This is a genomic window from Lacticaseibacillus kribbianus, assembly GCF_020180945.1.
GTDB lineage: Bacteria > Bacillota > Bacilli > Lactobacillales > Lactobacillaceae > Lacticaseibacillus > Lacticaseibacillus kribbianus.
The window spans coordinates 758,225-780,670 of the sequence record NZ_JAIPUL010000001.1; the positions used below are offsets into that span (position 1 = coordinate 758,225).

A 22,446-nucleotide genomic window follows, 5' to 3' on the forward strand; every position below is an offset into this window, starting at 1 on the left:
GTAACGGCTGCTAACCACCCCGGCAGGCCCGACCACTCGGGGTTATGGGTGGGCTGCATTCGGGACGAACGTCAACGATAAGTGGGGCGCGGGTGGGTCTCGGCCGTCGCCTGTGCCGCTCGGTCCATTCCCACATCTTTCACTACCGCCTGCCGGGCGCTTTTGCTATAATGAGACGCAGTAGCTTACAATTTGGAAGGAAGACCCACATGATTTATTTTGATAACAGCGCGACCACCAAGGCGCTGCCCGAGGTGCTGGACACCTACCGCACCGTGTCGGAGGACTTCTTCGGCAATCCCAGCAGCCTGCACGCCGTGGGTGGCAAGGGCGACGCGATGCTGCAAAGCGCGCGCAAGCAGATTGCCACGCTGATGCACGCGAAGCCGGAGGAAATCTACTTCACCAGCTGCGGCACGGAAGGCGACAACTGGGTGATCAAGGGCACGGCCTTTGAGAAGCGTCAGTTCGGTCGGCACTTGATCACCACCGCCATCGAGCACCCGGCAGTCATCAACACGATGCACCAGCTCGAGCAGCTGGGCTTTGAGGTCACCTACCTGCCCGTCGACCACCGCGGCTTCATCAATCCGGTTGACCTGAAAAACGCGCTGCGCGACGACACCATCCTGGTTTCGGTGATGGCGGTCAACAACGAGGTCGGGGCCAAGCAGCCGCTGGACGAAATCGCGGCCATTCTCAAGGACCATCCGAACGTGCACTTCCACGTCGACGCGGTTCAGGGCATCGGCAAGGGGCTGATGACGACGCTGCGCAACCCGCGCATCGACTTCATCACCTTCTCCGGACACAAGTTCCACGCGCCGCGCGGCACCGGCTTTATCTACATGAAGGAAGGGCGCCACATCGCGCCGCTTTTGGCCGGTGGCGGTCAGGAGGACAACCAGCGCTCCGGCACCGAAAACACGCCGGCCATCGCCGCGATGGCCAAGGCGCTGCGGCTGCTTTTGACCGACGAGGACCAGAAGGTGGCGCACGAGCAGGCGATTCGCCGGCGCATCTACGAACACGTCGCCAAGTTCCCGAACGTGGTGATGTTCAGCCAGCTGACGCCGGACTTCGCCCCGCACATTCTGTGCTTCGCGCTGCCGGGCGTGCGCGGGGAGACCATCGTCCACGCCTTCGAGCAGCACGACATCTACATCAGCACGACCAGCGCCTGCTCGAGCAAAAAGGGCACCGAGTCGAGCACGCTGGCGGCGATGCACGTGCCAAGCCAGATCGCAACCAGCGCCATTCGCGTCAGCTTGGACGATCAGAACACGCTGGCGGAGGCCGACGCCTTCAACGCGGCCTTCGACCAGGTGTACGCAGGCTTCGCCAAGCTTTTCCCAACGCCTCAACAATAGGAAGGAAGATATTGTGCAATACAGTGAAATCATGGTTCGCTACGGCGAGCTGTCCACCAAGGGCAAGAACCGCCAGGCCTTCATCGGCCGCCTGAACGGCAACGTGACCAAGGCGCTCCACGAGTTCCCGGCCCTGCGCATGCATCCCAAGCGCGACCGGCTCCACATCGACCTCAACGGGGAGGACGCGGATGCAGTGATGGCGCGGCTGAGCAAGGTCTTCGGCATTCAGAGCTTCTCGCCTTCCGTGGCCGTTGCCAAGGACATGACCGCGGTGCACGCGGCGGTGCTTGAGCTGATGGCGGCGACGGTGCCGACCGGCGCGTCGTACAAGGTTCAGACCAAGCGCTCCGATCACGACTTTGAGCTCGACACCAACGAGATGAACCTCAACCTGGGGGACATGCTGACGGACGCGCGGCCGGATCTCGTGGTCAAGATGAAGGACCCGGATTACGTGCTGCGCGTCGAGGTGCGGCGCGAGGCGATTTTCCTGTCGACCAAAACGGTCCTGGGCCCGGGCGGGCTGCCGGTGGGCACCGCGGGCAAGGGTGTGCTGATGCTCAGTGGCGGCATCGACTCGCCGGTCGCCGGCTACCTGGCGCTCAAGCGCGGTGTGGCCATCGAGATGGTGCACTTCTTCTCGCCGCCGTACACCAGCGAGCAGGCGCTGGCCAAGGCCAAGCAGCTGACCACGAAGCTCGCGCCTTACGTCGGCAGCATCCGCTTCATCCAGGTGCCGTTCACCGAGATTCAAGAGACCATCAAGTCCAGCCTGCCGGAGGGCTACCTGATGACCATCCAGCGGCGGCTGATGCTGCGGCTGGCCGAGGCCATCGCCAAGAAGCAGGGCGCCCTGGCCATCTTCAACGGCGAATCTGTCGGCCAGGTTGCCTCGCAGACGCTTGAAAGTATGGTCGCAATCAACGATGTCACCACCATGCCGATCATCCGGCCGGTGGCGACGATGGACAAAAACGAGATCATCAAGGTCGCGGAGGACATCGACACCTACGCCTTGTCGATCATGCCGTTCGAGGACTGCTGCACGATCTTCGCGCCCCCGGCGCCGAAGACCAAGCCCAACCTGGACCGCGCGCGCTACTACGAGAGCAAGCTGGACGTCGAGGGCCTGATGCAGCGGGCACTGGACGGGATTCAGATCACTGAGATCCGCGGCTCCGACGAGTTCATGGCCCAAAACCAGGACGTGATCGCCGAGCTGCTGTAGCCCTGTGGAGGTGCCGACAACCGTCGCGTTGTCGGCACTTTTTTACGTCCTCATTTCAGTAAAAATGCGGCCCGAGGCCAGACTTTGTTTGCTCGTTCACAATCTTCGTGATAAACTGTTACTGAAAGCGTTAACAGTTATCGCAAGGGGTGAAGACGTTGTTAAACACCAAGGCACAAGTCTCCAAGGCAACCGTGCGCAGGATTCCGCTGTACTACCGCGCCGTGCAGCAGCTGCAGCAGCAAGGCGTCAGCCGCATCCGCTCGGATCGCCTCAGTGAACTCATTCACATTCCGTCGGCGACGATTCGTCGCGATTTTTCCAGCTTCGGGGAACTGGGCAAAAGCGGCTACGGCTACTCGGTCGGCACGCTGGTCGACGAGTTCGGCAAGCTGCTCGACGTGCACACCAAAGAGGAGATGCTGCTGGTCGGCGTCGGCGGCCTCGGGGCGGCGCTGATGGAGAACAACTTCCGCCGCAACCCGGACCTGAACATCACGATGGCCTTCGACGCCGATCCGGCCAAGGTCGGGACCACCGTGGCGGGCATCCCGGTGTACGACTTCAAGACGCTGCGGCAGCACCTGACGCCGGCGATTCACACCGCCATTCTGGCGGTGCCAAGCACCTCGCAGACCGCGGTGGTCACCGCGCTGGAAGCCGCCGGGGTCAACGCGATTCTGACCTTTGCGCCCCAACCGGTGGTCTGCGGGCCCGACACGACGATTCGCTACATCGACCTGACGTCCGAGCTGCAGAGCTTGCTGTTCGTCGCCCACCAGAAGGGCGCCCACGACAGGGTGCACTGAAGAGCCTGCGCAATCGGCGGGGAAATTAACGTTGACGGCCGTAAGCCGGCTGGCATATAATGCGGGTAACGCGTTGAACAAGAGGGTCAGGACCCAGTGATTTCAGCGACGAGGCGGCTGGTGCAAGCCTCGACACTGGCCTTGACTGTAGCTTGCGAGCTGCCTTTTTGAACGGAGTAGGAAAGGCCGGGCTGAAGCCCGTTATCCGATGAGCTGGAGGGCTTTGCCCTCAATTTAGGTGGCACCGCGAGTTGACTCGTCCTAGACATGGACGGGTCTTTTTTGTTCCCGCAATAATCCTGGAGGTAAGCAAATGAAAGAAGAACTGGCACCAAAATTCGACCCCAAGGCGGTCGAGGCCGGGCGCTACGAGACCTGGCTTGAGCAAGGGGTGTTCAAGCCGTCCGGCAACCCGGACGCCAAGCCTTACAGCATCGTGATCCCGCCACCGAACGTCACCGGTAAGCTGCACCTCGGCCACGCTTGGGACACCACGCTGCAGGACATGATTATTCGCCAAAAGCGGATGCAGGGCTTCGACACCCTCTGGCTGCCGGGGATGGACCACGCCGGCATCGCGACGCAGGCTAAGGTCGAGGCGAAGCTGCGCAAGGAAGGCATCACCCGCTACGACCTCGGGCGAGAGGCCTTCGTCGACAAGGTCTGGGAGTGGAAGGACGAGTTCGCCGCCACCATCAAAAAGCAGTGGGGCAAGATGGGGCTTTCTTTGGATTACTCCCGCGAGCGCTTCACGCTCGATGATGGCCTGAGCCAGGCCGTGCGCAAGGTCTTCGTCGACCTGTACAACAAGGGCCTGATCTACCGCGGCGAGTACATCGTCAACTGGGATCCGCAGGCCAGAACCGCGCTGTCCGACATCGAGGTGCTGCACCAGGACGACGAAGGGGCGTTCTACCACCTGATCTACAAGTTCGCCGACGGCACGCCGGGCGGCATCGAGATTGCCACCACGCGCCCGGAGACGATGTTCGGGGACACGGCCATCGCGGTCAACGGCCACGACGCGCGCTACCAGGCCGTGATCGGCAAAAAGGTCATCGTGCCCGGCGTCGGCCGTGAGATTCCAATCATCGCAGACGAGCACGCGGATCCGGAGTTCGGAACCGGTGCGGTGAAGATCACCCCGGCGCACGACCCCAACGACTTCCAGGTCGGCAACCGCCACGACCTGCCGCGCATCAACTGCATGAACGACGACGGCACGATGAACGACGTCGCCGGCAAGTACGCCGGCCAGGACCGCTTCGAGTGCCGCAAGAACTTGGTGGCCGATCTGCAGGCCAGCGGTGACCTGATCAAGATTGACCCGATCGTCCACAGTGTCGGCCACTCCGAGCGCACGGGCGTTCAGGTCGAGGCGCGCCTATCGACCCAGTGGTTCGTCAAGATGGGCCCGCTGGCGGAGGCCTCAATCAAAAACCAGGAGGGACCAAACAAGGTCACCTTCGTGCCGGAGCGCTTCGAACACACCTTCCTCAACTGGATGGCAAACATCCACGACTGGGTCATTTCGCGCCAGCTCTGGTGGGGTCACCGCATTCCGGCCTGGTACAACAAGCAGACCGGCGAGATGTACGTCGGCATGGAGGCGCCAGCGGACGCCGAAAACTGGGAGCAGGACCCGGACGTCCTGGACACCTGGTTCAGCTCGGCGCTTTGGCCATTCTCCACGATGGGCTGGCCGGACACGGACGCGCCGGATTACAAGCGCTACTACCCGACCAACACGCTGGTCACCGGCTACGACATCATTCCGTTTTGGGTCGCCCGGATGATCTTCCAGGGCCTTGAGTTCACCGGCAAGCGGCCGTTTTCACACGTGCTGCTGCACGGGCTGATTCGCGACGAGCAGGGCCGCAAGATGAGCAAGTCCCTGGGCAACGGCATCGACCCGATGGACGTCATCGACAAGTACGGCGCCGACGCCCTGCGGTGGTTTTTGGTCAACGGCTCCACGCCTGGCCAAGACACCCGCTTCTCCTGGGACAAGATGGGGGCCAGCTGGAACTTCGTCAACAAGATCTGGAACATGTCGCGCTTCGTGCTGATGAACCTCGAGGACACGACCGCGACGCAGGAACCAGACGTTGCGACCTTCGACCTGTCCGACCAGTGGCTCTTTGCGCGGCTGAACCAGACCATCGCAAGCGTCACCGCCAAGTTCGACAGCTTCGAGTTCGGCGAGGCCGAGCGCGACCTGTACAACTTCATCTGGAACGAGCTGGCCGACTGGTACATCGAGATGGCCAAGGAGGTCCTGACCGGAGAGGATGAGGCAGCCAAGGCGGCCAAGCGCATCAACCTGCGCTACATCCTCGATCAGGTGCTGCGCCTGATGCACCCGATCATGCCGTTCGTCACCGAGAAAATCTGGCTGACCATGCCGCACATCGGCGAGTCGATCGTCACCGCCAGCTACCCGGTCACGCACGCCGAGTTCGAAAACGACCAGGCAATCACCGACATGCAGTCGATCATCGAGCTGATCCGCGCGGTCCGTGGCATCCGCACCGAGGTCAACGCCCCGCTGGCCACCCCGCTGGACATTCAGGTCCGCCTGCAAGACGCCGCTTTGGCGCCGCTGTTTGAGACCAACGCCGAGTTCATCAACCGCTTCGTGCACACCAAGGCGTTCACCGTCGGTACCGACCTCGACGTGCCGACCCTGGCAGCGTCTGCGGTGATTACCGGCGCAACGGTGTACGTGCCACTGGCCGAGCTGGTCGACCTCGACGAGGAAATCGCCAAGCTGACCAAGGAGGCGGGCAAGCTGACCCAGGAGATCACCCGCGTGACCAAGAAGCTGGGCAACCCCGGCTTCATGGCCAAGGCGCCGGAAACGGTGATTGCGGAGCAGCGCACCAAGCAGGCCGATTTCGAGGCCAAGCTGGCCGCAACCCAGGCGCGCATCGCCGAGCTTCAGGCGGCCAAGTAGTCATCACCAAGCAGTCAACCGGCACGGCCGGCACTTCCGCATTGCGGGGTGCCGGCCGTGTTTTTGTGCTCGGCTCGGCGTAGGCGGTGGTGACAACCCAAAAGAAAAATGTTGACACGGTGTCACTTCGGCGTATACTGATCGAGTTGACACCGTGTCACTATTCGCCTGGGGAGGCGCGGCACGGGGAGGCGTCAGCAAGGAGAGGGAGGAGCAACATGGTAACATCGACGTTCAAGAACCTGCCGTCGGCCAAGCGGGCCAGAATCGAGTCAGCGCTGTTGCAGGAGTTCTCGCAGCACCCGCTGGCGGAGGCCCAGGTCGCTCGGATCGTGACGGCGGCGGGCATCGCGCGCGGGGCGTTTTACAAGTACTTCACCGACCTGACGGATGCCTACCAGTACCTGTTCGGCCAGGCGATGCGCACGATTCACGCCGGGCTTGGCCGCGGCGACGCGACCGATTACGTGGGCGCGACGCGGGACTTTCTTGACGGGATCCGCACGTCGGCGTACGGGGGCTTGATTCAGCAGCATTTTCGCACCAACGAAAGCGTGGTCGGCAGCCGCGCCTCTGCCATCGGCAAGACGCCGGTGGCGTGGGCCGTGGCCGTTTTGTGCCACGAGACGATCAGGGACGTGATCCTTGACCCCGACACCGAAGCGGCCCGGCTGGCCCAGCTAGCCGCCGCAATTCAACAGATAAAGGGATGACAACATGTTTTTAGCACTCAAGGAGATTCGCAAGGAGAAGCTGCGCTCGAGCCTGATCATCGCCATGATCGTGCTGATCAGCTACCTGATCTTCATTCTCACCAGCCTCGCGCTGGGGCTGGCCCGCCAGAACACGGCGGCCCTGAACTCGTGGGGCATCGACAACGTGACGCTGAACGCCAACGCCAACGTGGACATGCGCCAGTCGCTTCTGACGAAGGCCCAGGCCGGCACGCTGAGCGCCGACGAGGCGTACATCGGCCAGGCCTCCGTCGTTGCCAAGGCCAAGGGCCACGACAACGAAAGCGCGGTGTTCATCGGTCTTGATGCGACGCAGTTCGTGGCCAAGACGGTCAAGCTGACAAGCGGCCACCGACCGCAGACGGCCCACCAGGTCGTGGCCGACACCGCCTTTGAGCAGGAAGGCTACAAGCTTGGCGACAAGGTCAAGCTCAACGCGGACAAGACGGCCTACACCATCGTCGGCTTCACCGACAACGCCAAGATGAACATCGCACCGGTGATCTACGGCAAGCTCGCGGCGTGGCGCACGCTCAAGAACCTGATGCCCGGCCCGATTGCAAGCGCCGTGGTGTCCAAGGACGCGGACTACAAGGCCTCAAGCGACGCGCTGACGACCTACAAGCTGAAGACCTTCATCAACAAGCTGCCCGGCTATTCGGCGCAGAACATGACCTTTGAGCTGATGATCGGTTTTCTGATGGTGATCTCCTTGATTGTCATCGCGGTGTTCCTGTACATCCTGACGATGCAAAAGCTGCCGAACTACGCCGTGATGCGCGTGCAGGGCGTGCCGAGCGGCGTTTTGGTGCGGGCGACGCTCGCGCAGTCGGTGCTTCTGGTCGGTGCGGGACTGGTGCTCGGCACACTGCTGACGGTGGTCACCGCCGTGGCGATGCCGGCCAGCGTGCCGATGGCGTTCGACGTGCCGATTCTGGCTGGTGCCGCGGGGCTTTTGGTGGTGATGGCGCTGCTCGGCGGACTGATCCCGGTTCGCGCGGTGCTGCGCGTCGATCCCGTCAGCGTGATTGGAGGATAATATGGCAGTACTTTCACTAGAACATGTCGATCAGATTTTCGGTCAGGGCTCGGCCCGCGTGCAGGTGCTCCACGACGTCTCGTTTGCCGCGGAGGCCGGCACGCTCAGCCTGATTGTGGGGCCGTCCGGGTCCGGCAAGAGCACGTTTTTGACCATCGCCGGCGGGCTTTTGACGCCGACGAAAGGGGCCGTCGTGGTGGCCGGCAACAGCTACCAGGCTCGAAGCCCCAAGGCACGCGAGCAGCTGCGGCTGGGGAGCATCGGTTTTGTGCTGCAGGCCTACCACCTGCTGCCGTACCTGACCGTCGAAGACCAGTTCGCGCTGGTCGACCGCATCAAGAAATCCGGCAACCTGAGCCACACCGAGCTGACTGACCTGTTGGACCAGCTCGGCATCGCCAACCTGCTGAAGAAGTACCCGGCGGAGCTTTCGGGCGGCCAAAAGCAGCGTGTCGCCATCGCCCGGGCCCTGTACCCGGACCCGGCGATTCTCCTGGCCGACGAGCCGACCGCGGCGCTTGACGGGCCGCGCGTGCAGGTGGTCGGGAAGCTCTTGGCCGATCTCGCGCACACACGTCAGAAGGCCGTGGTGGTGGTCACGCACGATGCGCGGCTGATTCCGTTCGCCGATGCGGTTTTCGAGATGACCGATGGCCGCCTGAGCCGCGTGCAACAGTAATGTAACATTGTCATCTCTTTGTCATAAAGGTATACTTAACTTGGCGGGGCGGCCCCCTGCAGCAAGCGGCAAAAGTCCCGTCTGCGGCAGCCTGTGTTATAATATGCCCATTCCCGTCTCGAGGCGGGAAGCAAAGCTAGGAGATGCCTCATGAAAAAACAGCACGCAATTCTGATTGGTTTGGCCGCGGTGGCGGTGGTCGGTGCCGGCGCCTACGCGGTGCGCACCCATCACTACCAGACCCGGTTCTTGCCGGACACGACGGTTTTCGGCGTGGCGGTCGGCGGACGCACCGTCGACGCGGCCAACACCGTCGTCGAGTCTCACTTCAAGCAGGTGACCTACAAGCTGACCGAAGGCGGCAAGACCGTCGCGACCGCCAGCGGGACGCAGCTTGGCCTGAAGCGTGATTTCAAGACGCAGCTCAAGAAGCTCTTGGCCAAGCAGAACCCATGGGGCTTCCGCGCCGTCGTGCTCGCCGGCTCGGAGAAGACCGCGATGCTTGCCGTCAGCGACAACCAGCAGATCACGACCTACGCCCAGGCGCTGGCCGATAAGCTCAACCCGTCGCGCAAGGCGCCGGTCGACGCCAAGGTGGTGGCCCAAGACGACGGCTACGTGATTCAGCCCGAGGTGGCCGGCACGCAGGTCAGCGCAACGCGGCTGGCCAAGGCCATCGAGCAGGCGGTCACGTCCAACCGCAGCGCGGTCGACGTCAGCACCACGTACGTTGCCCCGAAGCTGACCACGAAGTCCAAGGTCCTGCAGGAGGCCAAGACCAAGCTGCAGGCCATCGGCCAGCTCAAGGCGGTCTTGACCATCCAGAACCATTCGGTCACGATTCCGACGGCGACGCTGCACAAGTGGCTGAGTTACACCGATGGCGCGGTCAAGGTGTCAAGCACTGGCGTGAAGACCTTCATCCAAAGCATCAACGCTAAGTACGGCACCTACACGAAGACGCGCCAGTTCAAGTCCACCAAACGCGGCACGGTGTCCGTCCCGGCCGGCATCTACGGCTGGAGCATTCCAAGCGACACCGAGACGCCCAAGGTGGTCGCCGAGATCCTGAAGGGCAAGGACTTCACCTACGCCCTGAGCCACGTCGGCAGCGGCTACCACGCAGACGGCGCGGATATCGGCGGCACGTACATCGAGGTCGACAAGGTCAACCAGCACGAGTGGTACTACAAGGACGGCAAGCTCGTCATGGACACCGCGGTGGTCACCGGCAAGCCGTCGACCCCGACTCCGAGCGGCGTTTTCGCCATCTGGAGCAAGCAGCGCAACGCGATTCTGCGCGGCGCCGACTACGCAACGCCGGTGTCCTACTGGATGCCGATCGACAACACCGGGGTCGGCCTGCACGACAGCTCGTGGCAAAAGCAGTACGGCGGCGACTGGTACAAAGACCACGGCTCGCACGGCTGTGTCAACAACCCGCCGTCCTTCATCGCCAAACTCTACCCGGTGGTGGCGCTTGGGACCCCGGTCATCGTGTTCTAGACGCATTTCGTGACGCCGCGACTCTCCTTGAGTCGCGGCGTCTTTGCGTTGTGCGCGGGGAACCCGTGGGATGCGGCGGATTTTGGGGTATACTAGGGCTTTGGCGGAACACCGCCGGATGGGAGAGGGACGCGATGACGACATACGATGAGGCATTGGCGGCGATTCACGGGATGCCACGGCTGGCGAAAACGGGTGGGCACGAGCGCATCGAGGCGCTTTTGGCGGCGCTCGGGAATCCGCAGCACGGCCGGTACGTCCACGTGACCGGCACCAACGGGAAGGGGTCCGTGGCCAATGCCATCGCCCACATGCTGGCGGCGGCCGGACTTGAGGTGGGGCTTTACACCTCGCCGTTCATCATGCGCTTCAACGAGCGCATCCAGGTCTCGGGCCACCCGATTCCCGATGCGGACCTGGTGGCGGCCTACGACGCGGCGGCCGCGGCGCTGGCGAAGCTGCAGGCGGTGCGGTCCGACTTTGCCGTGACCGAGTTCGAGTTCATCACGGCGCTGGCGTTTTGGTACTTCGCCGAACGCGGCGTCGACGTCGCGGTGATTGAGGTCGGCATCGGCGGGGACACGGACTCGACCAACGTGATCGATCCGCTGGTCAGCGTGATCACGAGCGTCGGTCTGGACCACGCGAAGCTGCTGGGCAACACGCTGACCAGCGTGGCGACGCACAAGGCCGGCATCATCAAGCCGGGGCGGCCGGTGGTGACGGCGGCGCTGCCAACAGAGGCGGCGGACGTGGTCGCCGCGCGGGTGGCGCAGACCAAAAGCCGCTGGTTGACCGCGGACACCGACTTTGCCGCAAGCCACGCGACGCTTGCCGGGTGGGGTCAGCGCTTCGATTACCGCGATGCGGACGGGCGCCTGCCGCAGCTGACTATCCCGCTAGTCGGGCCGTACCAGGTGCACAACGCCGCCGTGGCGATTCAGGCGGCCAAGCTGGCGGCTAAGGCCCTCGGGGTACCGCTGAGCGCGGCCGCAATCCGCCGCGGCTTGGCCGAAAGCACCTGGCCCGCGCGGATGGAGCGGCTGAGCCAGGAGCCGCTGATTGTGATTGACGGGGCGCACAACCCGCAGGGCGTGCGCTCGTTGGTCGCCGCATTGAACCAAGTTTTCGGTCGCCAGCCGCTGACCCTGATTGTCGGCGTGCTGGCCGACAAGGACGTCCGCACCATGCTCAACCTGCTCGAGCAGACCCGGTTTCGCCTGTGGCTGGTGCCGGTGCCGGACAACCCGCGGGCCACGGTGGCCGCGGATTACCCGGCCGATGCCCGGCTTCGCGTGTTTGCCGACTGGCAGACGGCGCTTGGCGCCCACCTGGCCGAGTACCCGGACGAACCGGTGGTGATTGCGGGCTCCCTGTACCTCGCCAGCGCGGTGCGCCAGACCCTCTTGGCGTAATCTCTTGTGAGGCGGTGTGCGGCCGTGCGGAGGGCAACCATGCAACCACGGGAGAAAATCCAGGCGTACGGCGCCACGGCGCTGACGGATGAGGAGCTGGTGCGACTTCTGCTGGGTGCCGGCAGCGCCGCGGTCCCGCTGACTGCCACGGTGGCCTCGCTTGAGGCGGCTTACCCGCGACTGGTCGGCCTGGAGGAGGCGCCGCTCGCGGCGCTGATGACGCTTCCCGGCTTGGGCCTAGCCAAGGCCGCGACCCTCCCCGGTGCAATCGAGTTCGGCCGCCGGGTGCTGCGTCGCCGCACGCTGCGGCAGGGCACGGCGGTGGACAGCGCGGAGGTCGGCCGCGAGATGGTGGCGCGACTGGCCGGCGAAACCGAGGAGCACCTGCTGGCGGTGTACCTGGATGTGGGCAACCGGGTGATCGCCGAGCGCGACGTCGCCCGCGGCGGGCTGGACCACGCGGTGGCCGACCCGCGCGTGGTGTTTCGCGCGGCGCTTTTAGTGAACGCGGCCGGGGTGATCCTGATCCACAACCACCCGAGCGGCGGGGCGGCGCCCAGCGAGGCGGACAAGGCGACGACGCGCCGCTTCGCCAGCGCGGGCCTGACGCTCGGGGTGATGCTCCTGGACCACCTCGTGATTGGCGAGCACGACTACTACTCGTTTCGCGCGGACCACAACATTTAAGAATTTTGAAATTTGGCGGCCAAAACCGGGGGTTTTACCCCGGCAGTGTGTGAGGGCTTGGGTTGTATGCTATAATGCAAAAGACCGAAATACGGCAGTCAGTTGAAGGAGAGAATATTTTGCTCGGATTAGGATCGAAAAACATCGGAATTGATCTCGGCACGGCCAACACCCTCGTGTACGTCGACGGTAAGGGAATCGTCACGCATGAGCCTTCCGTCGTCGCCAAGAACGCGCAGACAGACGAAATCATCGCGGTGGGCGAAGAGGCCCGCGCGATGATCGGCCGCACTCCCGCCAACATCAACGCCATCCGGCCGATGAAGGACGGCGTGATTGCCGACTACGACACGACGGCCGCCATGCTGAAGTACTTCATGGACAAGGCGCTTGGCGGCAAGAGCAACCACCCGCAGGTGATGATCTGCGTGCCAAGCGGCGTCACTGAGGTGGAGAAGCGCGCCGTCATCGACGCGGCCAAGGTGGCCGGGGCCAAGGAGGCCTTCGTCATTGAGGAGCCTTACGCCGCTGCCATCGGCGCCGGCCTGCCGGTGATGGATCCGACCGGCAGCATGGTCGTGGACATCGGCGGTGGGACCACCGACGTCGCGACCATCTCGCTTGGCGGGATCGTCTCCAGCCGCTCGATCCGCATGGCGGGCGACAAGATCGATGAGGCCATCATCACCTACATTCGCCAGAACTTCAGCCTGCTGATCGGCGAGCGCACGGCCGAGGACATCAAGATTCAGATCGGCTCCGCCTCCATCGAAAAGGCCAAGGACATCGACGCCATGACGATTCGCGGTCGCGACCTGCTGTCCGGGCTGCCGAAGACCATCGACGTCTCGGCCGTCGACGTCGCCACCGCGATCAACGAGATCGTGCTGGCCATCATCGACGCCATCAAGGAGACCCTTGAGGAGACCTCGCCGGAAATCGCGGCCGATGTGATCGACCACGGGATTGTGCTGACCGGCGGCGGGGCGATGCTCAAGAACCTGCCCGAGGTGATCTCGGACGCCACCAAGGTGCCCGTCTTCATCGCTCAGGATCCGCTCGACTGCGTGGCCATCGGCACCGGCGAGTCGCTGAAGAACATCGACGTTCTGAAAAAACACTAAGCGGGAGGCCGGTGACAAAACACGCTGTTTTGGGCCGGCCCCTTTTAGTTCAAGCGCTTTGATCCCCGGGAGGTTAGGATGCAGAAGTTCTTTTCAAACAAAAAAATGATCGTGCTGATGATCGCCCTGCTGACCAGCCTGGGGCTGATTTTCACCTCGATCACGGTGCGCAACAACCGGGCAGCGCCTCCGCTGGTGCAGCAGATCGGCAACGACGTGGTCGGCATCGCCGGGCGCGTGGTTTCCGGCCCGGCCAACTTGTTCAAGGGCGGGCTCGATGACATCAACCAGCTCTTGGACACGTTTCAGGAGAACAAGCGGCTCAAGGCGCAGATCGACGACCTCGCGCAGACCAAGGTGCGCAACCAGACGCTGACCCAGGAGAACAAGGCGCTCAAGGCACAGCTGCACCTCAACGCCACGTTGAGCGACTACACCCAGATTTCCGCCACCGTGATGCTGCGCTCGCCCAACGACTGGCGCAACGTGCTGGTAATCAACAAGGGCTCAGGCGCCGGCGTCGTCAAGAACATGCCGGTGATGTCCGGCTCCGGGCTGCTGGGTCGCGTGGTCGAGGTCGCCAAGACCAACGCCAAGGTGGAGCTGCTGTCGACCGACAACAAGGCCGCCGACCGCTTCGCTGCTCAGATTATCACCGGCAGCGGCAAGATCATCAACGGGGTGATCACCGGCTACAGCGAAAAGAGCAACGAGCTGATCATGGGCCAAATCGACACCAAGGAGAGCCTCAAGAAGGGCCAGCGCGTGATGACCTCCGGCCTGGGCGGCAGCACGCCCAAGGGGCTCCTCATCGGCACAGTGGCCAGCGTTAAGCAGGACGACTTCGGGCTGGCGAACACCGTTTACCTCAAGCCCGCGGCCAACCTGGCCGACGCCAGCGTGGTCACGGTGATCGACCGCACGATCGGTGGTGACGGCAATGCTAACTGACCCCGTCTTCAAGGGCCACGGCTGGGTCGCCCTGGTCCTGATCGTGGCGCTCTTGCTCGACGGCACGCTGACTCAGGTCTTCGCGCAGTGGCTGATGACGCCGCTGTTCACCGGCGTGCCGCAGGTGACACTGATTGCGCTGGTAATGATCGCACTGATTCTGCCCGATGAGGCGTACATCGTCGCCATCGCGGCGGTGCTCGGTCTGATCGCCGACAGCTTCTACACGGGGATGCTCGGCGTGGACCTGCTGCTGTGGCCGCTTCTAATCTACGTGGTGCGACAGATTCAGCCGCTGATTCCGCAGACCGTGCTGTACGTCGGTGCCGTGGTGATTCTGACGCTGACCGCGTACCTGGTGGCCAACTACTTCGTCGCCCGGTTCCTCGGCGCCACCAGCGTCGGCTTTGTCACCCTGGTGGCCAATCACGTCGGGCCTGGGCTGACCGTCAACTTGGTGCTGTTCGCGCTGGTGTACGCGCCGCTGGGCAAGCTGCTGCGGTCGCTAAGGCTCGAGGAGCAGGACTAGCGCTGATGAATGAGGCAAAAATAGGCGATGCGTACGCCAGCTGTGGGGTACGCACCGCCTATTTTGTTGTCTGAAACTCAGCCGCGGGGTCAGTCGGCGGCAATCGCCTGCTCGCGCTGCCAGCGCAGGAAGGCGGGGTGCACCGTCTCCTCGATGCAGGTGAACAGGTCGCCAATCCAGGACGCGGTTTCCGCGTCTGGCCGCGCGAAGGCGAGCATCGCTTCGCGATTCTGGGCGATGGTGGCCCACGCCCGGTCGCTGTCCTCCGGCGATAGGTAGGCCTCGAGCAACAGCGCGGGCCCGGAGAACTCAACGCTGCCGGTGACCGACAGCCGGTCGGCGTACAGATTGACCGCGGCGGGCTGGAACGATGCCAGGGCGTCTGCGTCGCCGTCCTCGGCCAGACGCAGGATGATGTACATGAACAGGGTGGTCACGGCTGGGGTGGTGGCCGGGTTGAAGCGGGCCTTGGCGAACACAAGGCGCCACGCCGTCAGCAGCTCAGGCGCCGACATCAGGTTGGCGCAGTTGGTCAGGTCCTTGAGCTGTGAGAGGTAAAGGTGCGGCGTTTGCCGCAACCCTTGCAGCACCTGGGCAGGCAGCTCGGGCTCACCAAGCGCGGCCTTCGCGGCTTCATCGCTCAGACCAAGGCTTGCCAGCCGCTGGTAGGTGCGACCGGACAAGGCACTGGCCTGAAGTAGGTAGATGCCGTGCGGATGGCGTGGAAGGGCAGCCTTGGCCACTGCCAGCGCGGCCAGGTTGGCGGCGACTGGGTCGCCTTCGGGTTGCGCCGCAAGGGCAACCTCGAACGCGTTTGCGGCCGGCGAGAACAGCCACCGGTGAATCAGGCTGACGTCCAGGAAAAGCGCATCGATCAGCTGAATGGCCGCGTTGAACCCGAGCTGCGTCTTTCCGGCCTCGAATCGCGATTGGGTCGCGGGCGTCCAGTCGACGCAGACGTCGGCGAGGCTGAAGTGGTACTGCCGGCGGACCTGCTTGATGGTCGGGCCGTCGAACTGCCAGTCCGCCCAGTTGCTTGGCGCTGCCGGCACGGGACGGGTCTCGCTCAACGTCGGGTTGTGCCACGCGGCCTGACCAGTCTGAATCAGCGCCCACAGCGCCTGCAAATGGTGCAGTAAGTCGCTTGCGCGCAGCCCAGCTAGCTGCCGGAAGATCACCGTGATGGGGGCCACCGTCGCGGGCCTGGGGTCGGTCAGCCAGCGCGCGGCGGCCTGAGCGAACGCGACCACGGGTTGGCTGCGCGTTGCCGCCACGCGGCGCCGGGTGAAGGTCGGTTCCTTCAGTTGAGCGGCCTGGTAGGCGGCAAGCGCCGGGGTCAGCGCCGCAATCACCGCGTGGTCGCGGCGAATCAGCGCGTGGATCAACAGCATCGCGTAGTCGGCGCCGGTCAGGCCGATGCGCAGCCCGGTCATGCCGTTGGGGCCAGTGGCGTAATCGCTCAGCCGCTTGGCGACAAGGCCTAGCAACTCGGCACTGGCAAAGCGCAGCCCGGCGGCGATCGCCAGCGCGTGCGTCGCGGTCCAGCCGGGGCTGACGACCAGCACATCGGCCAACAGGCACTCCTCCTCCGACGTGAGGTGAACGGGCGCGTCCAGCGGGCGTTGGCAGAGGCGCAGCAGTAGCAGCGCGAGGTCCCGGCTGCGACTCGGGCGGTCGGCTGGCCAGAAGCCGCGGTAGGCCAGCTCGCGCGTTTTGATTGCCTCAAGCTTGCGGCCGATGTACTCGCGGTACAGGGGTTCACCCAGGGCATTGGGCCGCGCGTTCAGGAAGGGCTCGAAGTTCTCGGCGGACAGCTGCAGGTTGCTCAGGATGCGGTTAACGGTGGCCAGGCCGAGGTCGCTTTGATCGCGCTCGAAGCGCGACAACGCGGCCGTCGAGCAGCCGGCGCCCGAGACGGCCTCGGCCAGCGTCAGCTGATGATCCTTGCGGTATTGGCGCACGAACGCGCCCAGCGTTTGATTCCCCATATCGACTCCTTTTTGGCGCACCCGCGCCAGTGTGACGACCCAACGGCGCAACGGCGCCGCCTTAACTATCGCGCATTCTAACGCGTGGCTCAACCACGTGTGTTGCATAAACGCAAGAAACCGGCGAAAATTGCGTAAAACGTGGGCCGCCCCGTCGGCCTTATGCGGGCGGATGTGGGGCGGCCACCCCGACTGCCCCTTTGATTACGGGTGACCATACGCTATACTAGGGTAAATCGTTTTTTGTCTGCATTGCGTTCACTCGTATTAGACGTTGCATCGGCTGCTGCTTCGCGCCGGCCCCTGCAGAAGGAGGAACAACATGGCTGAAGAACCTGAACTGACCCAAGACCAGGTGATGGACCTGTGCCGGGCCTACATGAACGAGACGCACCTGGCGTTCGTCAAGAAGGCCTACGACTTTGCGGCGTACGTGCACAAGGACCAGCGCCGCAAGTCCGGCGAGCCCTACATCATCCACCCGATTCAGGTGGCCGGCATCCTGGCGAATCTGCGGATGGACCCGGTGACGGTCGCCAGCGGCTACCTGCACGACGTGGTCGAGGACACCAACATCACCCTGGGCGACATCCAGGAGGTGTTCGGGCAAGAGACCGCGGTAATCGTGGACGGGTTGACCAAGCTGTCCAAGGTGACCTACGTCGCCCACAAGGACGAGCTGGCCGAGAACCACCGCAAAATGCTCCTGGCGATGGCCAAGGACATGCGCGTCATCTTGGTCAAGCTGGCCGACCGCCTGCACAACATGCGCACGCTGATGCACCTGCGGCCCGACAAGCAGCGCCGAATCGCCAACGAGACGCTGGAGATCTACGCACCGCTTGCCGACCGACTGGGGATCAGTGCGATCAAGTGGGAGCTTGAGGACCTGTCTTTGCGCTACCTCAACCCGCAGCAGTACTACCGCATCGCCCAGCTGATGAAGTCCAAGCGCGGTGAGCGCGAGGCCTACATCGACTCGGCCATCGTCGACATCAGAAAGTCTTTGGCCGACCTCAACATCAAGTACGAGATCTACGGCCGTCCGAAGCACATCTACTCGATCTACAAGAAGATGCGCGACAAGCACAAGCAGTTCGACGAGCTGTACGACCTGCTGGCAGTGCGCGTAATCACCGAGACCATCAAGGACTGCTATGCGGTGCTCGGCGCCATTCACACCCAGTGGAAGCCGATGCCGGGCCGTTTCAAGGACTACATCGCCATGCCCAAGGCGAACATGTACCAGAGTCTGCACACCACGGTAATCGGGCCCAAGGGCAAGCCGCTCGAGGTGCAGATCCGCACCGCCGAGATGCACCACGTCGCCGAGTACGGTGTCGCGGCCCACTGGGCGTACAAGGAAGGCCAGACCCAGGAGGTCCAGTACGACAAGTCCGGCAAGAAGCTCGACTTGTTCCGTGAGATCCTAGAGATTCAGGACGAAAGCAGCGATGCGACCGACTTCATGGAAAGCGTGAAGGGGGACATTTTCTCCGATCGCGTGTACGTGTTCACGCCGCGCGGGGATGTGTACGAGCTGCCCAAAGGCGCCGGGCCGCTGGACTTCGCCTACCTGGTGCACACCGAGGTCGGCAACAAGAGCGTCGGCGCCAAAGTCAACGGCAAGATTGTGCCGCTGAACTACCAGCTCAAGAACGGCGACATCGTGGAGATGCTGACCAGCAGCGGCTCCAAGCCGTCCCGTGACTGGATCAACCTGGTCTACACGTCGCGCGCCCGCAACAAGATTCGCCGCTATTTCAAGCAGGAGGACAAGGGCGTCAACGCCGACAAGGGGCGCGAGGCCCTGGAGCACGCGCTGACCGACATGGACCTTGCGCCGCGTGACTTCATGAACGGCAAGCCGGCGATGCTCGAGCTCCTCCAGCGGTTGAACTTCACCACCGAAGACGAGCTGTTGTCGGCCATCGGCTACGGCGAGTACAGCCCGCGGGTGATCGCCAACCGCCTGACCGAAAAGGCGCGGCGCGAGAAGGAGGCAGCGGACCAACGCGAGCGCGAGGCCGCCATCCTCGCCGCCAACCAGAAGGTCACGACCCTGTCCAAGGAGCGCAAGCCGACCAGCCGCACCGAGGAGGGCGTGGTGATCGAGGGTGTCGACAACCTACTGGTCCACCTGGCCAAGTGCTGCAGCCCCGTGCCGGGCGACCCGATTGTCGGCTACGTCACCAAGGGCCGCGGGGTCACGATTCACCGCCAGGATTGCACCAACGTCGACATGACCGACCCGGTCAACGCCGGGCGACTGATCGACGTGCAGTGGCAAAATCTCAACGACCAGACCCAGCTGTTCGACACTGACCTTGAGATCTACGGCTACAACCGCAACGGCCTGCTCAACGAGGTGCTGCAGACGCTCAACGCCCAGACCAAGAGCCTGACCAACATCAACGGCCGCGTCGACCACGATAAGATGGCCGACATCCACGTGACGGTCGGCATCCGCAACCAGGCGCACCTCGAGCGCCTGATGGACGCCATCAAGAACGTGCCGGATATCTACGAAGTCAAGCGCAAGCAGGGATGACACGAGGGCCGCATTGGCGGCCCTTTGCAGTTCTGCGGCCCAGATACCGCGGAACACAGAAAAGGAGAAATGATGAGAGCAGTTGTTCAACGCGTCAGCCAGGCGCAGGTCGTCATCGACGGCGCGGTCCACGGCCGCATCGACACGGGGTTCGTTGTACTTTTGGGCGTCGGTCCGCAAGACACCGAGGCGGATGTCGCCTACCTGGTGCAAAAAATCAGCAAGTTGCGTGTCTTCAGCGACGCCGCAGGCAAGATGAACCTGGCCCTGGACCAGGTCGGCGGGGCGGTGCTGGCGATTTCGCAGTTCACGCTTTACGCCGACACCAGAAAGGGCAACCGCCCGAGCTTTACGCAGGCCGCCGACCCGGCGCTCGGGGAGCAGTTGTACGACCTGTTCGTCGCGCGGCTGCGTGCCACCGGGCTTGACGTTGCGACCGGTGCGTTCGGCGCGGACATGAAGGTGAGCCTCACCAACGACGGCCCGGTAACCATTATCTACGACACGGAGGGAAACCATGCTGACTAACGCAATCTGGGACCTGGACGGGACCCTGTACGACACCTACCCGAGTATCCTGAGTGCGCTGCACGAGACTCTGACCAAGCACGGCGTCACCGTGGATCCGACCGCACTTCTGGTCACCACCAAGAAGACGTCGGTGCACGCGGTGATCGAGGACTACGCGCGCCAGCTCGGCTGGGACGCCAAGGCGATTTTTGCCGAGTACCACGACGTCGAAGTAAAGCGCGTGTTGAGCTGCCAGCCATACCCGGAGGCGCGCGCCACGCTTGAGGCGGTGGTGGCCGCCAGCGGGCGCAACTTCCTGATGACGCACCGCGACGACTCCGCCTGGACGCTGCTTCAAAACTCCGGGCTGCGCGACCTGTTCACCGGCGGGGTGACCTCCACGGCGAAGCTGGCGCGCAAGCCCAAGCCCGATGCGGTTCTGTACATCGTCGACCGTTGGCAGCTCGACCCGGCGGTGACCGCCATGATCGGCGACCGCAGCCTCGACATCGTGGCCGGGCAGGCGGCCGGCGTGCAGGGCATCTACTTTGACGTCGACGGCCTGGCCGACGCGCCGATGGCCGACCATCACGTCGATCACCTGCACGAGATCCCGGCGCTGTTCGGGCGGTAATCGGCGCCCCTTTGGTGTTGCGGACCGGGTCGATTCGGTTGGCAATAACGGCTGGTACGAGACAAAAATGAACTCCCGTCACATCGGTGGCGGGAGTTCATTTGAATACAATTGTCTATTGATGGTTGCCGGCCTGGAAGTAGGCCTGCAGCCCCGACACCACGGCCACCGCAACGCGCTGCTGGTAGGCCGGACTCGAGATCAACTTGAAGTCCTTGTCGGTGTTGATGTAGCCCATCTCCATCAGGATGCTCGGCTGCTTGTTGTCGCGCAGCACCTGGAAGTTGCCGTATGCGATGCCGCGGTTGGCCAGCGTCAGCCCGGCGGCCAGGGATTTGTTGATTGCGGTCGCCAGCGGCTTGCTGGTGGCGGCACTGAAGTAGTAGGTGGTGAAACCCGTCGCCTCGTTGGGGTTCGGGCTGGAGTCGAAGTGAATCGAGATGAACGCGTCGGCGTGCGCGTTGTTCGCTGCCACGGCGCGCGGCTCGAGATCGACGAAGGTGTCGTTGTCGCGCGTGTAGATCACGTTGGCGCCTTGGGCGGAAAGGGCCGCGCCGACCGCCTTGGCCATGGCCAGGGTGTAGGTCTTCTCGTACTTGTTGCTCGTGGACTCGGCACCGGCATCCTGGCCGCCGTGGCCGGGATCGAGGACGATGGTCGCCTCGGCCAGGCTGGTGGCCGCCTTGGCGCTGGCGCTGCCCGGCGTGGTGACCGTCCAGCTGGCCACGTAGCCGGTCTTGCCGTCTGCCGTGCGGACGTGGTACCAGTCGCTGGCCTGGCTCAGCACCGTCAGCGTGGTGCCCTTGGCCAGCTTGGCAACGATCGGGGCGTTGATGCCGGCGGCCTGACGAAGGTTGACGCTGAGGTTGGTCTTGACCGTGATGGCGCGCGCCGGGGCCTTCGTCTGCGCCTTTTGGACGTAGGTCTGCTTCGGCTGGGCGAGGGCGGTGGTGGCACCGGTCAGCTTGACCGCGCTAGAGGTGACCCAGGCGGCGGTGTTCTTGTAGGCGATCTCGGTCCAGTTGCCTTCCTGGTAGAGCACGTCGAGCGTGCTGCCGGCCTTCAGCGTGCCGAGCAGGGTGGCGCTGCCCGAGGCGGTCTGGCGAACGTTGACCGCGGTCGTAGTCTTGGCGACGCTGGCGGTGCTGGTCGTCGCCTCGGTGTTGTCCACCAGCCAGCTGGCGACCCAGCCGATCTTGTTGCCGGCCAGCCGCACCTGGTACCACGAGTTCTCCTTCTTCAGCACCGTCAGCTTGGTGCCGCCCTGAACCTGGCCCATGGCGGTGTAGGAGAGCCCCGGGCCGAGCCGCACGTTCAGCAGGTTAGCGCGCACGGTCAGCGTCTGGCTCGACGCGAGCACGGTGCTGGTCGCAATCGAAAGGCCGATCAGGGCGGCGAACGCGAGAATCAGCGGCCAGCGCTTGAGCTTGAGTTGTGGCAATCTCATCATCCCTAACAATTTTTTGCTTTTGCCTCTTATTATACCAAGTCCCCGCCCGAAATGCGCGGCCCGGGTGAACTTTAAGTCGCGGGGCGACCTTGACAAGCGGGGGAAAACCGTCTATCGTAGCACTTAAATCAATGTGCCGATGACGAAGCAGGATAGGTCAACGTGAAGCGACCCGGGATGGTGAAAGCCGGGACCGACCGAAAAGACACTTCTGAGGCAGACGCGCTCCGGTCGCCACCGTTATGGCTGAGTTAAATCACAAGGTGGTACCGTGCACTGCACC

Annotated in this window: 18 protein-coding genes and 1 other annotated feature; of the genes, 16 read left to right on the forward strand and 2 right to left on the reverse strand. The window is 63.7% G+C overall.

What is annotated here, in order from left to right:
- Positions 1-209 precede the first annotated feature (209 nt).
- From LE416_RS03615 to mreD, 13 genes are all read left to right on the forward strand, one after another.
- Complete coding sequence (locus LE416_RS03615; RefSeq protein ID WP_225047122.1) at positions 210-1,370, forward strand: cysteine desulfurase family protein; 1,161 nt, start codon at positions 210-212, stop codon at positions 1,368-1,370.
- Positions 1,371-1,383: 13 nt separating this feature from the next.
- Positions 1,384-2,601 carry a tRNA uracil 4-sulfurtransferase ThiI gene (gene thiI / locus LE416_RS03620; RefSeq protein WP_225047123.1) on the forward strand — a complete coding sequence of 406 codons (1,218 nt, stop codon included), beginning with the start codon at positions 1,384-1,386 and terminating at the stop codon, positions 2,599-2,601.
- 158 nt (positions 2,602-2,759) lie between these two features.
- The gene (locus LE416_RS03625) at positions 2,760-3,410 is read left to right on the forward strand and encodes a redox-sensing transcriptional repressor Rex (RefSeq protein ID WP_225047124.1); all 651 of its coding nucleotides are present in this window, start codon (positions 2,760-2,762) and stop codon (positions 3,408-3,410) included.
- Positions 3,411-3,474: 64 nt separating this feature from the next.
- Positions 3,475-3,677 (forward strand) — a binding site (T-box leader).
- Between the two features lie 46 nt (positions 3,678-3,723).
- The gene (locus LE416_RS03630; RefSeq protein ID WP_225047125.1) at positions 3,724-6,366 is read left to right on the forward strand and encodes a valine--tRNA ligase; all 2,643 of its coding nucleotides are present in this window, start codon (positions 3,724-3,726) and stop codon (positions 6,364-6,366) included.
- A gap of 218 nt (positions 6,367-6,584) precedes the next feature.
- Positions 6,585-7,079 (forward strand): TetR/AcrR family transcriptional regulator, encoded by a 495-nt coding sequence (locus tag LE416_RS03635; protein WP_225047126.1) that lies wholly within the window; start codon positions 6,585-6,587, stop codon positions 7,077-7,079.
- 4 nt (positions 7,080-7,083) lie between these two features.
- Positions 7,084-8,139 (forward strand): ABC transporter permease, encoded by a 1,056-nt coding sequence (locus LE416_RS03640; RefSeq protein WP_225047127.1) that lies wholly within the window; start codon positions 7,084-7,086, stop codon positions 8,137-8,139.
- Between the two features lies 1 nt (position 8,140).
- Positions 8,141-8,818, forward strand: coding sequence for an ABC transporter ATP-binding protein (locus LE416_RS03645; RefSeq protein WP_225047128.1), 678 nt, complete (start codon positions 8,141-8,143; stop codon positions 8,816-8,818).
- Between the two features lie 150 nt (positions 8,819-8,968).
- A complete protein-coding gene (locus tag LE416_RS03650) occupies positions 8,969-10,324 on the forward strand; it encodes a L,D-transpeptidase family protein (protein WP_225047129.1) in 1,356 nt (451 codons plus the stop codon).
- Positions 10,325-10,458: 134 nt separating this feature from the next.
- Positions 10,459-11,739, forward strand: a complete 1,281-nt coding sequence (locus LE416_RS03655) for a bifunctional folylpolyglutamate synthase/dihydrofolate synthase (protein ID WP_225047130.1) — start codon at positions 10,459-10,461, stop codon at positions 11,737-11,739.
- A gap of 39 nt (positions 11,740-11,778) precedes the next feature.
- Positions 11,779-12,426, forward strand: a complete 648-nt coding sequence (radC, locus tag LE416_RS03660) for a RadC family protein (protein ID WP_225047131.1) — start codon at positions 11,779-11,781, stop codon at positions 12,424-12,426.
- Positions 12,427-12,545: 119 nt separating this feature from the next.
- Entirely contained in the window at positions 12,546-13,550 is a 1,005-nt protein-coding gene (locus LE416_RS03665) for a rod shape-determining protein (RefSeq protein ID WP_274705060.1), read from the forward strand.
- A gap of 78 nt (positions 13,551-13,628) precedes the next feature.
- Positions 13,629-14,501: a rod shape-determining protein MreC gene (gene mreC / locus LE416_RS03670; protein ID WP_225047133.1), complete on the forward strand. Its 873-nt coding sequence runs from the start codon at positions 13,629-13,631 to the stop codon at positions 14,499-14,501.
- Complete coding sequence (gene mreD / locus LE416_RS03675; protein ID WP_225047134.1) at positions 14,491-15,030, forward strand: rod shape-determining protein MreD; 540 nt, start codon at positions 14,491-14,493, stop codon at positions 15,028-15,030. Before mreC ends, mreD begins: the two co-directional genes overlap by 11 nt.
- 89 nt (positions 15,031-15,119) lie before the next feature.
- On the opposite strand, the gene LE416_RS03680 is transcribed toward mreD, so the two are convergent.
- A complete protein-coding gene (locus tag LE416_RS03680; protein WP_225047135.1) occupies positions 15,120-17,018 on the reverse strand; it encodes a helix-turn-helix domain-containing protein in 1,899 nt (632 codons plus the stop codon).
- Between the two features lie 322 nt (positions 17,019-17,340).
- On the opposite strand from LE416_RS03680, the gene LE416_RS03685 reads away from it, so the two are divergent.
- From LE416_RS03685 to LE416_RS03695, 3 genes are all read left to right on the forward strand, one after another.
- A complete protein-coding gene (locus LE416_RS03685; RefSeq protein ID WP_225047136.1) occupies positions 17,341-19,569 on the forward strand; it encodes a RelA/SpoT family protein in 2,229 nt (742 codons plus the stop codon).
- 72 nt (positions 19,570-19,641) lie between these two features.
- Positions 19,642-20,097 carry a D-aminoacyl-tRNA deacylase gene (gene dtd, locus LE416_RS03690; RefSeq protein ID WP_225047834.1) on the forward strand — a complete coding sequence of 152 codons (456 nt, stop codon included), beginning with the start codon at positions 19,642-19,644 and terminating at the stop codon, positions 20,095-20,097.
- On the forward strand, positions 20,087-20,713 hold the full coding sequence (locus LE416_RS03695) for an HAD hydrolase-like protein (protein WP_225047137.1): 627 nt from the start codon (positions 20,087-20,089) through the stop codon (positions 20,711-20,713). Before dtd ends, LE416_RS03695 begins: the two co-directional genes overlap by 11 nt.
- Before the next feature lie 115 nt (positions 20,714-20,828).
- On the opposite strand, the gene LE416_RS03700 is transcribed toward LE416_RS03695, so the two are convergent.
- The gene (locus tag LE416_RS03700; RefSeq protein ID WP_420844369.1) at positions 20,829-22,154 is read right to left on the reverse strand and encodes an N-acetylmuramoyl-L-alanine amidase family protein; all 1,326 of its coding nucleotides are present in this window, start codon (positions 22,152-22,154) and stop codon (positions 20,829-20,831) included.
- Between the last annotated feature and the right edge of the window lie 292 nt (positions 22,155-22,446).